Origin of the sequence: Janthinobacterium sp. GW456P, from assembly GCF_002127655.1 — a bacterium.
Lineage (GTDB): Bacteria > Pseudomonadota > Gammaproteobacteria > Burkholderiales > Burkholderiaceae_D > Janthinobacterium.
In genome coordinates, this window is record NZ_NEHB01000008.1 from 106,825 (window position 1) to 120,930 (window position 14,106).

The window sequence follows — 14,106 nt, forward strand, 5'->3', positions numbered from 1 at the left end:
TATAAGCGTATTTTACCCCCCAAACTGCAACAAGGCTCAGTCCGCCGGAAAAAGTTTCACATAGTCAACATTATTTTATCGGTACTGAATAGTTCCTCTAAACAATGCCCGTCTGCCCGGCGCACTTGCATATCGCTGGCCCCCCATGAAAAAAACCCGCTCGCGAGCGGGTTTTGGGGGAGCGACAAAAAATTACAGACTGTAGCGCAAGGTCAGCGCCACGTTGCGCGGCGCGCCCGGCAAGCTCAGGTTCGGGCTGGAACCGTGGCCTGACACGATGTAGCGCGTGTCGCCGATATTGTTGACGTTCAGCTGCACTTCGTAGCGGCCCGTGCGGTAGACAGCCATGGCGTCGGCCGTCACGTAGCCCGACAGCACCACCGTGTTGCCCGGATTGGCGAAACGGCTGCCCACGGCATTCGCGCCGCCGCCCACCGTGAAGCCATGGCCCAGGTCCTTCGTCAGCCACAGGTTGGCCGTGTTACGCGCCGTCAGGGTGGCGCGCTTGCCCTTGATGGCCACCGAGCTGGCCGTCGTCGTGCCCGGCGCATTGACGCTCTTGTCGACCGCGATGGAATCGGTAATGGTGGCGTCCAGATACGCATAGCCGGCCATCATCTTCCAGCCGTCATGCAAGTCCGCGTTGAAGGTCAGCTCCAGGCCGTCCGTGCGCTGCGTGCCGACGGGCACGATGCGGTTCGTGATGGGGTCGCTGGTCTTGATATTGTCGCGTTCCAGGCGGAACAAGGACACGGTGGCGTTGGCGCGGCCGCCCCACAAGTCGTACTTGGCGCCCACTTCCGTGTTGCGCGTGGTTTCCGGCGCCAGGTCGGCATTATTGGCGGCCAGGGCGAAGTTTTCGCCGCTGGGCTGGAACGAGCGGCTCCACGACGCGTAGTACGATTGCACGGCGCTCGGTTGCCAGACGAGGCCGGCGCGGGGGCTGTAGGCCGAATCCGTGCGCGACAAATCCGCCGTCGTGACGCCCAGCGCATTGGCCAGGCGCGACTGCTGCTTGTAGCGGTCGTAGCGCAAGCCGGCCAGCGCCTTCCACTCGTCGCTGAAGCTGATGGCGTCCTGCACATAGGCGGCGGCCGTGTCATAGGTGCCGAAGGTATCGCTGCGCGCGCCCAGCTTGCTGCGGTTGACCTGCGGCAGGACGGGATTGAAGATCGACACATTGGTCGCCACCACGGTCGAGGCCCAGCTGGACGCATCCTTGTTTTGCTTGCCGAACTCGGCGCCGTACAGCACTTCGTGGCGCAGGCCGCCCGTGACCAGCTTTTGCGTCAGTTCCGTCTGGTTGAACCAGCCGCTCTCATCGCGGTTGAGCTTGGCGTGACCGAGGCTCATCGTGCCCTTGACTTCGTTGACGTTGCCGGAAATGTTAGTGTTGTTGCGGTCCAGGTGGTAGTCGTAATAACGGAAGGCATTGCGCAGCGACAAACTATCGCTGAACTTGTGCGTCAGGGTGGCGGCCGTGGAGACCACGCGCGACTGGCTGAAGTCCGCATCGCGGGCATTCGCGGCGCCATAATAGGTGCCCGCATCGACGGCGACGGGACGGCCGTGCCAGGACGGGATGCCGAAATCCGTCAGGCGGCGGTCTTCCAGGTAGTCGCCCTGCAGCAGCAGTTTCGTCGCGCCCGACAGGCGGATGGCGACCGATGGCGCCAGCGCCGTGCGGTTGATGAATTGCTGGTCGCGGTAGCTGTCCGACAATTCGCGCGCACCCGTGAAGCGCCAGTCCACCGTCTCGCCGACGCGGCCCACGTCGACTTCGCCGCGGCGCCCTGCCGTATTCGTCAAGCTCAGGGCCACGTCCGTGATATCGATGCCGGGCTTCTTGGTGATGCGGTTCACCAGGCCGCCCGAGGAACCGCGGCCGTACAGCACGGCGGCCGGTCCCTTGATCACTTCCAGGCGCTCGACGTTCGACAGGTCGCGGAAATACAGCGCGTCATCGCGGAAGCCGTCGACGAACTGGTCGCCGATGGCCGTGAAGCCGCGGATGAATACCTGGTCGCGCTGGCCGTCGCCCGTGGACAAGCCCACGCCGGGGATGTTCTTCATGATGTCCTGGATCGACATGGCGTTCTGGTCGCGGATGACGGCGGCCGGCACCACGTTGATCGTCTGCGGCACGTCGCGCAAGGCCATTTCCGTCTTGGTGCCGCTGGCGGAGGTGGCGGCGACATAGCCGTCTTTGTCCTTGGCCGCCGTCACGGTGACGGCAGGCAAACTTTCCTGTGCCCAGGCTGCCAATGGGGTGGCGCCCAAGGTCAGGGCGCCCAGTACGGCGATGGTGATCGGTTTGAATCCTGGCTTGCGACGTTGCTGCATACAATTCCCTGGTCGATGTTTTAATACGAATGATTATCATTAGTATTTTATCAGGCGAACATGCATAAAGTAAGCATTTCTGTAAGTGATAGTACTTATGGACTAGGTACTTGATGTAAAAACACAACAGGAAATCAATATCAAAAAATAATTAAAATTGCCGTAAAAAACTATTTCCCTGCGTCAATGCTATACTTGCGGCTTGCTGGGCAACGGTCAGCCTGACCGGCATGCCCCTTGCTTCACCTCCAACGCCACGCTCAGCGCGGCGCGCCGCACAGCCATCACGCGGCACCCGAAGACCCCGATCCCCTGCGCCTCGCGGCGCCTGTCCGCCCCTGCTGGCGGCGGCGATCATGACTATTAAACTGTTAGGAATTACATGAAAAACCTGAACATCGGCAGCCGCCTTGGCGTCGGCTTTGCTGTCGTATTGCTGTTGCTTGCCGCCTTGACCATCACCGCCCTCGTGCGCATGCAAACGGCCAGCGACCTGACTTACCGCCTGATCAATACCAGCATCAAGAACCAGCGCATGGTGGCCGAATGGTCGAAGATCATTGAACTCAACAGCGTGCGCGGCGTCGCCTCGTTCGAAATCACCGATCCTGTCGTGCGCGCCAAGATCGAGGACGACTTGAAAGTCGATGCGGAGCGTTCCAGCAAACTGCAGGACGACATCGTCGCGTCCTTGCTCAACCCTGCCGTGATCGAGCAATTCAAGGTCGTGCGCAAGGTGCGCACCGACTACGTGACGACGCGCGCGCGCGCCTTCAAGATGAAGGCCGACGGCGACATGGCAGGCGCCAAGGTCGTGTTCGACAAGGAAGTCGCGCCGATCACCGTGGCCTATCTGGCCGAAGTGAAGCGCTTCGCCAACATGCAGATCAAGGCGGCGGACGGCGTCGGCGCCAGCATCATCGAAGCCTACAGCGGCACGCGCATCTTCCTGATCACCATGGGCGTGCTGGCCGTGCTGATGGGTATCGGCTTTGCCTGGTGGATTACGCGTTCGATCACCGGCCCCATCCGCGACGCCGTGAAAGTGGCGGAAACCGTGGCAGCAGGCGACCTGAGCAGCACCATCACGGCGCAGGGCCGCGATGAAACGGGCCAGCTGATGCATGCCCTGAAAACCATGAACGACAGCCTGGTGGGCATCGTCGGCCAGGTGCGCAGCGGCACCGACACCATCGCCACGGCCTCCGCGGAAATCGCCGCCGGCAACCAGGACCTGTCCTCGCGCACGGAACAGCAAGCCAGTTCGCTGGAAGAAACGGCCTCGTCGATGGAAGAACTGACCTCGACCGTGAAACAGAATGCCGACAACGCGCGCCAGGCGAATAAACTGGCCGGCGACGCGGCCGGCATCGCCAGCCGCGGCGGCGCCGTGGTGGCCGAAGTGGTCGCCACCATGGGCGAGATCAATACCTCGTCGAAGAAAATCGTCGACATCATCTCCGTCATCGACGGCATCGCCTTCCAGACCAACATCCTGGCCTTGAACGCGGCCGTGGAAGCGGCACGCGCCGGCGAACAGGGACGCGGCTTCGCCGTCGTGGCAACCGAGGTGCGCAACCTGGCGCAGCGCTCGGCAGCGGCGGCGAAAGAGATCAAGGGCTTGATCGACGACTCCGTGCAAAAGGTCGACGTGGGCACGGACCTGGTCGACAAGGCGGGCAAAACGATGGAAGAAATCGTGCAAAGCATCGGCTTCGTCACGTCCATCATGAGCGAGATCAGCAACGCCAGCGAAGAACAGAGCGCCGGCATCGAGCAAGTCAACCAGGCCATTTCCGAAATGGACCAGGTGACCCAGCAAAATGCGGCCCTGGTGGAAGAAGCGTCGGCCGCAGCCGAAGCGATGCAGGAACAGGCGAGCGAACTGGCACAGGTGGTCAGCGTCTTCCGCCTCGATGCGAACGCGGCGGCCACCGACCGTTTCACCACCAAGGCGGCGCAGCGCAGCGCGCCGGCAACCCCAGCAGCGCCAGTCCGCAAGGCATCGGCCCCTGCCCTGCGCCTGCCCGCGACGCGCGCCAGCAGCAAGGCAACGGCACCTGCCGAAGGCGAGTGGGAAGAGTTTTAAATCTGCTGCGGCAAGCCGCGCGGCATCAAGCCGCGCTGGCTTGCGCTGTGGCGATCAGTGCCGCCAGTTCGCGCGGCACGGATTGCCCCAGAAATTCCAGCGCCAGCGCCTCCGGATCGATGGCGGCGTCCATCGGCAAGCCATGCTCGAAGCCGCCCACCATGGTGCGGCAGAAATGCGGCGATTCGGCCCGCGTTTCCACATACCAGCAACCCGCATGACCCTGCACGAAGTATTCGCCGATAAAGTAGCCAAGCATGGTTTTCACCCATTGCCAGCTCTCGTCGCGGATGGTGATGGTGCGCATGGCCGCATCGATGTACGGCAGGTACTCGGCCGCATTGGTTAGCACTTCGTGCGCGGGCTGGATGCCCAGGCGCTCGACAAAATTCACCAGCGACGTGCCCAGCGCGTCATAGTAGGCATCAAAAGCCGTCTGGCTTTGCTGCAATAATTGTTCTTGTTCGTACGACAGCATTCACACTCCACAGACATTCAACAATTCCGCCCATCCCGAGAAATCGGGCGGAGCAGACTTTCCCCTATTTTACGCCACGCTCACATCGACGCCCGCGCGCTGCAGCAAGGCCTGGTTACGGGCGGACAGATGCGTCACCTGCAGATGCTTGCCCGCCTTGTCGTAGCGCTCATACAAGGCTTCGATGGCGACGATGGCCGAATGGTCGGCCATGTGCAGGTGGCGGCAATCGAGGATGACGCGGGCAGGATCGGTCGCCGCCTGGAACAGTTCCAGGAAATGCGTGGTCGAAGCAAAAAACAAGGTGCCGTGCGGTAGGTACACGCGCACGCCCGAGCTGCCATCATCGATGTCGGCGCGCATCTCGCGCGCATGTTGCCAGGCAAAATTCAAGGCGGCAATCACGATGCCGCACAGCACGGCCATCGCCAGGTCCGTAAACACCGTGATCACCGTCACGGCGACGATCACCAGCGCATCCTGCGGCGGCACCTTGCCCAGCACGCGCAAGGAACCCCAGGCAAACGTCTGCTGCGCCACGACGAACATCACGCCGACCAGCGCGGCCAACGGGATGCGCTCGATCAGCGGCGACAGGAACAGGATGAACAATAAAATCATCACGCCGGCCGTCACGCCCGACAGGCGCGAGCGGCCGCCCGAGCTCAGGTTGATCATCGTCTGCCCGATCATGGCGCAGCCGCCCATGCCGCCAAACAGGCCCGAGACCACGTTCGAGGCGCCGAGCGCGATGCATTCGCGGTTCGGCTGGCCCCGCGTTTCCGTCATCTCATCGGTGAGATTAAAGGTGAGCAAGGTTTCCAGCAGCCCCACCATGGCCATCAGCGCCGCATATGGGAAGATGATGTGCAAGGTGGCCATGTCCAGCGGCACGGCGGGCCAATGCAGGACCGGCAAGCCGCCGGCGATATGCGCGAGGTCGCCCAGGGTGCGCGTGGGCAGATGCAGGAAATGGCTGAGTACGCCCACGCCCAGGATGGCCACCAGCGCCGGCGGCACAGCTTTTGTCAGGCGCGGCAACACGTAGACGATGACCATGGTGAGCAGCACCAGCGCGCCCATCACATACAAGGGCGTGCCCTGCAGCCAGGTTTCACCGTGTGGCGTGGCCAGACGAAAATGTTCGAGCTGGGACAGGGCGATGACGATGGCCAGGCCGTTTACAAAGCCCAGCATCACGGGATGCGGCACCATGCGGATCAGCTTACCCAGGCGCAAGAGGCCGAACAGCGCCATGATGATGCCGCTCAGCACCACGGTCGCCAGCAGGTATTGCACGCCATGCTGGGCCACCAGCGCCACGATGACGACGGCCATGGAACCGGCGGCGCCCGAAATCATCGCGGGGCGCCCGCCAAAGATGGCCGTCAGCGCACAGATGATGAAGGCGCCATACAGGCCCATCAGGGGATTCAACTGTGCCACCAGGGCAAAGGCGATGCATTCAGGCACCAGGGCAAACGAGGTGGTCAGGCCAGCCAGGATGTTTTTTTGTATGTTCGGGAACCACTCTTCCCGAAAACTTGCGTTGATCATTGATTCACATCCAGGGTCGGGACAGGGAAATGCGCGTCCAATGGACAGCCATCGAGCGCAACCATGCAGGCAGGCTTCGCGGGGGAGCCGCGACTAGCTTTAACGGAGAGGAAAATCGTCAGCGACTACATGGGGTTGGCGAAAAAGGAAAGATTCATCAGCGCACCATGGGGTGCGGCTGAACCTGCAGACATTATACAAGATGCGGCCGGGCCGGATGGGCGGGACTAGGCCACGCAGATGCGGGCAGGAAAATAATGTTTCCAGCAGATGTATTTATAAAATAAAAATAATTTAAATGGAATATTTTTAAATAAGACTGCTGTTTCAATTGGATAGTATCTATGCAATTTTCTCCATTATTCTACACAGCAGCGGTGGAGACTGTTTACCACATTAAAAAACGGGGCGCATCCGAAAAGCCAGACGAGTAGGAAAACCGAGGAGGAATCATGACCGACGCGCAATTATATGCCAGCAATATTACAATCAACATTCTCGTTGTAATAGACACCGATCTGATCATGGCTCAGCATCCGCGTCAGACCGCCCCTGATCAGAGCAAACCCGTGGGGCTGGCACACACCAGCCAGTACATGATTGCCACCGATCCGCGCGGCATCAATAGCGGACAAGGCTCTGCCGACCTGAGTTTCAGGGCCAACGTGGGCGACTATGTCTCCTTCACCGGCGCTTCCATCTATGACAACGCCGATTCGGCCGTCATTGTGTATGGCATCAATTACTGGAATGGCGACAAAGTCTTCAATACCTTTGTCTCCAATACCATTACCCGCAGAAATGCGGCCATGCCGAATTCGGATTCCTCGAATGGTTTGCCAGCAATACAGCAATCGCGCAATTTTTCTAATTTCACGGCGCAGGTATCTAAATCCGGCACGGAAAATTTCTATGTCTATATTGCCGTATATAGCCTGAATGACGATGGCCAGACGCAAAGCCTGTATGGTTATTTTTATTGGGATCCACAGATTACTGTCGGTTAGTCATTTCCCGGAAATCAAATAAACTTAAGCCGTGTATTTAATTGCAGCCGACGCCGTTCAGCCACACAGGCAAAAAAAAAGCCCACCGAAGTGGGCTTTTTTATCTGCGCATCAATCACTGCGCTGCATCTGGAGGCGAGGACGGGAATCGAACCCGTCTAAACGGCTTTGCAGGCCGCTGCATAACCTCTTTGCTACCTCGCCAGAGGAACTGCTTGGATGCGCCTTGCGGCCCACCTTGAAAACTGGAGCGGGAGAAGAGTCTCGAACTCTCGACCTCAACCTTGGCAAGGTTGCGCTCTACCAACTGAGCTACTCCCGCATTGGAGCTTGGTTACCGCCTCATCACGCCGCATGACTGCGTTGCGGCGGATAAAAAAAGGAAGCCAGCTTAGCTTCCCTTTAGAATTCTGGAGCGGGAGAAGAGTCTCGAACTCTCGACCTCAACCTTGGCAAGGTTGCGCTCTACCAACTGAGCTACTCCCGCATGGAGCTTCTATTTTCTGCTACTGCCATCTTGCTGTACTGCTTCAGCTTTCGCTGGAGCGGGAGAAGAGTCTCGAACTCTCGACCTCAACCTTGGCAAGGTTGCGCTCTACCAACTGAGCTACTCCCGCATACGAACCGCCATTTTACTGCTTTTTACTACCGTTTACCAGTGCTGCTTTACTGCTGATCCAGTATTCACTGGAGCGGGAGAAGAGTCTCGAACTCTCGACCTCAACCTTGGCAAGGTTGCGCTCTACCAACTGAGCTACTCCCGCAGTGGACAACATTGTATCAGAAGCTCTACTACATCGCCAGTACTACTTTTTACTGCATTCGCTGTTTTTACCTATGACACGATCCAGAAAACTGGAGCGGGAGAAGAGTCTCGAACTCTCGACCTCAACCTTGGCAAGGTTGCGCTCTACCAACTGAGCTACTCCCGCGTCATCAACAACAGGCCAGCATTATAGAGGGATTACAGGGGCTGTCAACGGGCAATATCTGGTCTTTTGCAAAATATTCCGCATAAAGCAGCCGCCTGCCTGTTCTTAGTGCAAATTGCCCGCTTTTTCCTTGATGAGCGGCCAGGCCAGGCGCAAGTAATAGAACATCGACCACACGGTCAGCACGCAGGCGATCCACAGCAGCTTCTCGCCCCACACATGGGTGTCGATCGCGCCGAAGATCACTTCGTGGTACAGCAACAAGGGAATCGCCGTCATTTGCGCAGCCGTCTTGATCTTGCCGATCGAGCTGACGGCCACCGATTTCGAGGCGCCGATCTGCGCCATCCATTCGCGCAAGGCGGAAATCGTGATTTCACGGCCGATGATGATGAAGGCCAGCACGGCATTGACACGGTCCAGCTGCACCAGCACCAGCAAAGCCCCAGCCACCATCAGTTTGTCGGCCACGGGGTCGAGGAAGGCGCCGAAGGCCGAGGTCTGGTTCCAGCGCCGCGCGAGGAAGCCATCGAACCAGTCGGTCACGGCCGCAACGATAAAGACCAGGGTGGCAACCAGGTTCTGGTCGCCATGCAGCAGCATCGACGGCGGCAGGTAAAACACGCCGACGACGAGCGGTATCAGGGCCACGCGCAGCCAAGTCAAAAGGATGGGAATATTAAAAGGCATAAGAGAGCAATCGGCCGACGGGTAAATTGAGCATGAAGAAAGCATGAAGAAAGCGCCACTAGTCTACATGGCCCCGGGGTATTAGCCTAGTCCGGTTGCGACAGCGCCGCAGCAGGCCATCATCCATCAATGTAGTTGCCTGTAGATTTCTTCCGCCAGTTGCGTGGAAATCCCCTCCACCGACATCAGATCCTCGACGCTGGCATCGACCACGCCGCGCAGGCCGCCAAAGCGCGACAACAGTTTCTGGCGGCGCTTGGCGCCGATGCCCTCGATTTCTTCCAGGCGCGAGGTCTGACGCGTCTTGGCCCGCTTGGCGCGCATGCCGGTAATCGCAAAGCGGTGCGCCTCGTCGCGGATCTGCGCGATCAGCATCAGGGCCGCCGATTCCTTGCCCAGTTCCTGCGCCGCGCGGCCATCGACGAACAGCAGGGTTTCCAGGCCCACCTTGCGCCCTTCCCCCTTGGCCACGCCGACAATCAAGCTGATATCGAGTCCCAGCTCGGCGAACACCTGGCGTGCCATTTCAATCTGGCCCTTGCCGCCGTCGATCAGCACCACGTCGGGCATCACGCCGTCGCCATTGGCGACCTTTTCATAGCGGCGCATCAGGACCTGGCGCATGGCCGCGTAATCGTCGCCGGGCGTGATGTCGTTGATGTTGTAACGCCGGTATTCGCCGTTCTGCATGGCGTGGTGGTGGAACACGACGCACGAGGCCTGCGTCGCCTCGCCCTGCGTGTGGCTGATATCGAAACACTCGACGCGCAGGCTGTCGAGATCTTCCGTTTCCAGGCGCAAGGCTTCCGCCAGCGCCCGCGTGCGCGACTGCTGCGAGCCCTGCTCGGACAGCAGCCGCGCCAGCGAAATCTCGGCGCCCTTCTGCGCCAGCTCCAGCCACTGGCGGCGCTGCCCCTGCGGCTGGAAGATCAGGTTGATGCGGTGGCCGCACTGCTCCATCAGGGCCACCATCAGGGCCGGCTGGTCGAATTCGATGTTCAGGATCAGGGTGCCGGGGATGAATTTCTCCGTGTAGTGCTGGGCCAGGAAGGCGGCCAGTACTTCCACCTCGATGGCTTCTTCGGCAATCGCCGCCGCATCGCTGAACTGGCTGGGGAAATACGCGCGGTCGCCCAGGTGGCGCCCGCCCCGTACCATCGCCAGGTTGACGCAGGCGCGCCCGCCCTGCACCAGCACGGCGATGATATCGACGTCGGCGTCGCCCGTCGTTTCCATGCTCTGCTGGTGCAGCACGCGCGACAGCGAGGCGATCTGGTTGCGCACCACCACGGCCTGCTCGAATTTCAGTTCGGCGGCAAACGCGTGCATCTTCTTTTCCAGGTCGGCCAGAACTTCGCTCTGGCGCCCGCGCAAGAAGCGCGCCGCGTTTTCCACGTCGTTCTTGTAGTCTTCCTTGCTGATCAAGTCCACGCAGGGCGCGCTGCAGCGGCCGATCTGGTGCAGCAGACAGGGCCGCGTGCGGTTCGCGTACACGCTGTCCTCGCAGGTGCGGATGAGAAAAACCTTTTGCAGGATCTGCATCGATTCCTTGACGGCCCAGGAACTGGGGAACGGCCCGAAATACTGGTTTTTCTTGTCCACCGCGCCCCGGTAATACACCATGCGCGGCGCATCGCCGTTGGTGATTTTCAGATACGGATACGACTTGTCGTCACGAAACAGGATGTTGTAGCGCGGCTGCAGCGCCTTGATCAGGTTGTTTTCCAGGATCAAGGCTTCCGCCTCGCTGTGCGTGACCGTCGTTTCCAGGCGCGCGATGCGCTCGACCATCATGGCGATGCGGGGGCTGGCCAGGTTTTTCTGGAAATAGCTGGACACGCGCTTTTTCAAGTCGCGCGCCTTGCCGACATACAACACCTTGTCGGCGGCATCGAAATAGCGGTACACGCCGGGCAGGTTCGGCAGCTTGGCGACGGTGGCCAGCACCTGCGCGCGCGGGTCGGTCGGCGTTTCCGCCAAGGTCGATGCTGGGATCGGTTCGGGGCTTGCTTCGGTCATTGCTGGCTCATTATTACACTGCTTGCTCCACGATCACGAACGCGACCGCATATTCTTCTTCATCGCTGATCGTCACTTGCGCGCTCAGGCGGTGCTGCTCCATGAAGTCCGCCAGCACGCCGCTGCAGACGATCATCGGCTTGCCGCTGGGGTGGTTCAGCATCTGCGCGGCGGGCCACGTCATCGGCATGCGCAAGCCCAGGCCGATGGCCTTGGAAAACGCCTCCTTGGCCGCGAAGCGCGTGGCGAGGAAACGCACGCCGCGCACGGCATTCTTGGCGCTGCGGGCGCGGAACTTTTCCAGCTCCTGCGGTCCCAGTATCTTTTTGGCGAAACGCTCGCCGTGGCGCGCCAGGGCCGCCTCGATGCGGGGAATCTTGCAGATATCGGTGCCGATGCCATAGATCATGCTGCGCTCCCTGGTCAGGCCCTGTGACCCAGGCGCGTGGCCACCATGATGGCCTTCATTTCGCGCACGGCGTTTTCCCAGCCGACAAACACGGCATGCGCGACGATGGCGTGGCCGATGTTAAGTTCGGCAATATCGGGAATCGCGGCGATGGCCTGCACATTGGTGTAATGCAAGCCATGGCCCGCGTTGACCTTCAAGCCGCGGCCCACGCCGAACAGCACGCCCGCCTGGATGCGTTCCAGTTCCCCCTGCTGTGCCGCGCCTTCCGTATCGGCATAGCGCCCCGTGTGCAGTTCGATCACGGGCGCACCCAGTTCGGCGGCGGCGGCGATCTGCTGTTCGTCCGCGTCGATGAACAGGCTCACGCGGATGCCCTCGCCTTGCAGCTGCTGCACCGCCGCCTGTACTTCCTTGAAGTAGCGCACCACGTCCAGGCCCCCTTCGGTGGTCACTTCCGTGCGTTTTTCCGGCACCAGGCAGACGTCGGCGGGACGGATGCGGCAGGCGAAGTCGATCATTTCCTGCGTCACGGCCGCTTCCAGGTTCATGCGCGTGAGCAGTTGCGGCGCGATGGCGATCACGTCCGCATCCTTGATGTGGCGGCGGTCTTCGCGCAGGTGCAGGGTGATGGCGTCGGCGCCCGCCTGTTCGGCCAGCAGGGCCGCGCGGATCGGGTCCGGATACGCGGTGCCGCGCGCGTTGCGCAAGGTGGCCACGTGGTCGATATTGACGCCCAGGTCGATGACGGGGCCGGAAGGCTGCAAAAAGCTCATAGTGATGGTATCCGTAAAGTGCCGTAGCGCAAGCGCTATAGCTGCATTAAATCGATCAGTATCTGGCGCGTGTTCAAGGTGGCGCCCCCCAGTTGATGCGCCAGCAAAAAGCGCATCAGCAGCTTGCTTTGCGCCTGCGTGGCCACGTCACCATAATCTTCGCGCTCCATGTCGAGCAGGGTCTTGCCCGTGATCTTGGGCCAGGCATCGGCGGCGCGCGCCGGACGCGGCCCCCGCTCCGGGTCGACCACGTACACCTGTCCCGCATCGACGGCCTGGCGCGTGCCCGTGCAGCGCGTCAGGTCGGCCGCCACGCCCGTTTCCTTGAGCAGGGCGCGCTCGAACTTGCGCAGCACGATGGGCGGCGGCTCATTGTGCGCCAGTTGATTCAAGGTGGCAACGTAGTGGTCGAACAGGACGGGATGCGGATCGTCGCGCGCCAGCAATTTCACCAGCAATTCGTTCAAATAAAAGCCGCACAGCAAGGCGGTCTTTTCAAGCGGCAACATGCCGCCCACCCATTCCGCGCCCGTCAGGATGCGCAGCTCGGATTTGCCCGTCCAGCCCGCCTGCAGGGGCTGGAAGGTCTGCAGCACGCCGCGCAACTGCGAATGGGGCCGCTTGGCCCCCTTGGCGACGAGCGCGATGCGGCCGTATTCGCGTGTAAACACGTCGACGATAAGGCTGGTCTCTTTATGCGGATAGCTGTGCAGCACGAAGGCTGGCTGGCCCGCGACGCGGCCGTCGCGCGCGGGCGGACGGCTGCGCCGTGGAGGCGGTGCGGAAGGTGCGGCCGGCGGCGCGGTGGCCGCCGGCGCGGGGACAACGGGTGAAGCTGGCGCAGGATCGTGCAGCGCTGGCGTGGTGGTGCTCATGCGTGTGGTGTCGCCCCCGGGTTGTGGATTACTCGTAGCCGTAGGCGCGCAAGCCCGCCTCGTTGTCGGCCCAGCCCGACTTGACCTTGACCCAGATTTCCAGGTACACGGGGCCGCCGAACAGCTTTTCCATATCCAGGCGGGCCTGGGTGGAGACTTCCTTCAGGCGCGCGCCTTTGTTGCCAATGATCATGGACTTGTGCGTATCGCGCTCGACCAGGATGGCGGCGAACACGCGGCGCAAATCACCCTCCTGCTCGAATTTCTCGATCAGCACGGTGCTCGTGTACGGCAATTCATCGCCGACGAAGCGGAACAGCTTTTCGCGCACGATTTCCGAGGCGAGGAATTTCTCGCTGCGGTCGGTGATGTCGTCCGGGCCAAAGATCGGTTGGTTTTCCGGCAAGAAACGCTTGATCTCGTTCTGCAAGCCTTCCAGCTGGAAATGCAGCTTGGCGGACACAGGCACGATGGCGGCGAAGTCGCGCATGGCGGCGACCTTTTGCGCGAACGGCAGCAACACGGCCTTGTCCTTCACGCGGTCGGATTTATTGATGACGAGGATGCACGGCACTTCCTTCGGCAGCAGGTCCATCACTTGCTGGTCGGCCGGGCCGAACGTGCCCGCCTCGATCACGTACAGAATCACGTCCGAGGAAATCAGCGTGTTCGTGACGGTCTTGTTGAGCGTCTTGTTCAGCGCATTCGAGTGGCGTGTCTGGAAGCCAGGCGTGTCGACGTAGATGAACTGCGCGTCCGGCAAGGTCTGGATGCCCGTGATGCGGTGACGCGTGGTTTGCGCCTTGCGCGAAGTGATGCTGACCTTCGCGCCGATCAGCACGTTCATCAGGGTCGATTTGCCCACGTTGGGGCGGCCCACGATGGCGATATAGCCGCAGCGGAAGTTGTCGGGCATTTTGGTGGCTGTCAT

General features: G+C 60.9%; 11 protein-coding genes and 6 tRNA genes. 2 read left to right on the forward strand and 15 right to left on the reverse strand.

The genetic code is table 11. The features are described 5' to 3' along the window. Nucleotides 1-192: 192 nt before the first annotated feature. Nucleotides 193-2,343: a TonB-dependent siderophore receptor gene (locus CBW66_RS09790; protein ID WP_086136464.1), complete on the reverse strand. Its 2,151-nt coding sequence runs from the start codon at nucleotides 2,341-2,343 to the stop codon at nucleotides 193-195. Nucleotides 2,344-2,725: 382 nt separating this feature from the next. On the opposite strand from CBW66_RS09790, the gene CBW66_RS09795 reads away from it, so the two are divergent. Then, the gene (locus CBW66_RS09795; protein WP_086136463.1) at nucleotides 2,726-4,432 is read left to right on the forward strand and encodes a methyl-accepting chemotaxis protein; all 1,707 of its coding nucleotides are present in this window, start codon (nucleotides 2,726-2,728) and stop codon (nucleotides 4,430-4,432) included. A 25-nt stretch (nucleotides 4,433-4,457) separates the two neighbouring features. Here the strand turns inward: CBW66_RS09795 and CBW66_RS09800 are convergent, their stop codons facing one another. Both CBW66_RS09800 and CBW66_RS09805 read right to left on the reverse strand, forming a co-directional pair. Further along, the gene (locus CBW66_RS09800; RefSeq protein ID WP_086136462.1) at nucleotides 4,458-4,910 is read right to left on the reverse strand and encodes a hypothetical protein; all 453 of its coding nucleotides are present in this window, start codon (nucleotides 4,908-4,910) and stop codon (nucleotides 4,458-4,460) included. A 69-nt stretch (nucleotides 4,911-4,979) separates the two neighbouring features. Next, a complete protein-coding gene (locus tag CBW66_RS09805) occupies nucleotides 4,980-6,467 on the reverse strand; it encodes a SulP family inorganic anion transporter (RefSeq protein WP_086136461.1) in 1,488 nt (495 codons plus the stop codon). Between the two features lie 452 nt (nucleotides 6,468-6,919). Between CBW66_RS09805 and CBW66_RS09810 the strand changes: the two genes are divergently transcribed. Then, entirely contained in the window at nucleotides 6,920-7,474 is a 555-nt protein-coding gene (locus CBW66_RS09810; RefSeq protein WP_086136460.1) for an inclusion body family protein, read from the forward strand. A 130-nt stretch (nucleotides 7,475-7,604) separates the two neighbouring features. Here the strand turns inward: CBW66_RS09810 and CBW66_RS09815 are convergent. From CBW66_RS09815 to era, 12 genes are all read right to left on the reverse strand, one after another. Beyond that, nucleotides 7,605-7,678 (reverse strand) — tRNA-Cys (locus tag CBW66_RS09815). Between the two features lie 42 nt (nucleotides 7,679-7,720). Beyond that, a tRNA-Gly gene (locus CBW66_RS09820) sits at nucleotides 7,721-7,796 on the reverse strand. An 89-nt stretch (nucleotides 7,797-7,885) separates the two neighbouring features. Further along, nucleotides 7,886-7,961 (reverse strand) — tRNA-Gly (locus CBW66_RS09825). A 54-nt stretch (nucleotides 7,962-8,015) separates the two neighbouring features. After that, nucleotides 8,016-8,091: transfer RNA gene (locus tag CBW66_RS09830), tRNA-Gly, on the reverse strand. 71 nt (nucleotides 8,092-8,162) lie between these two features. Then, nucleotides 8,163-8,238, reverse strand: a tRNA-Gly gene (locus tag CBW66_RS09835). A gap of 92 nt (nucleotides 8,239-8,330) precedes the next feature. Further along, a tRNA-Gly gene (locus CBW66_RS09840) sits at nucleotides 8,331-8,406 on the reverse strand. A 105-nt stretch (nucleotides 8,407-8,511) separates the two neighbouring features. Beyond that, nucleotides 8,512-9,096: a CDP-diacylglycerol--glycerol-3-phosphate 3-phosphatidyltransferase gene (pgsA, locus tag CBW66_RS09845; RefSeq protein WP_034749601.1), complete on the reverse strand. Its 585-nt coding sequence runs from the start codon at nucleotides 9,094-9,096 to the stop codon at nucleotides 8,512-8,514. Nucleotides 9,097-9,222: 126 nt separating this feature from the next. Then, a complete protein-coding gene (gene uvrC, locus CBW66_RS09850) occupies nucleotides 9,223-11,115 on the reverse strand; it encodes an excinuclease ABC subunit UvrC (RefSeq protein ID WP_086136459.1) in 1,893 nt (630 codons plus the stop codon). Nucleotides 11,116-11,128: 13 nt separating this feature from the next. After that, the gene (gene acpS / locus CBW66_RS09855) at nucleotides 11,129-11,524 is read right to left on the reverse strand and encodes a holo-ACP synthase (RefSeq protein ID WP_086136458.1); all 396 of its coding nucleotides are present in this window, start codon (nucleotides 11,522-11,524) and stop codon (nucleotides 11,129-11,131) included. A gap of 14 nt (nucleotides 11,525-11,538) precedes the next feature. After that, a complete protein-coding gene (gene pdxJ, locus CBW66_RS09860; protein ID WP_086136457.1) occupies nucleotides 11,539-12,300 on the reverse strand; it encodes a pyridoxine 5'-phosphate synthase in 762 nt (253 codons plus the stop codon). Between the two features lie 35 nt (nucleotides 12,301-12,335). Beyond that, nucleotides 12,336-13,175 (reverse strand): DNA repair protein RecO, encoded by an 840-nt coding sequence (recO, locus tag CBW66_RS09865; protein WP_086153626.1) that lies wholly within the window; start codon nucleotides 13,173-13,175, stop codon nucleotides 12,336-12,338. Nucleotides 13,176-13,203: 28 nt separating this feature from the next. Next, a complete protein-coding gene (era, locus tag CBW66_RS09870) occupies nucleotides 13,204-14,106 on the reverse strand; it encodes a GTPase Era (RefSeq protein ID WP_086140331.1) in 903 nt (300 codons plus the stop codon).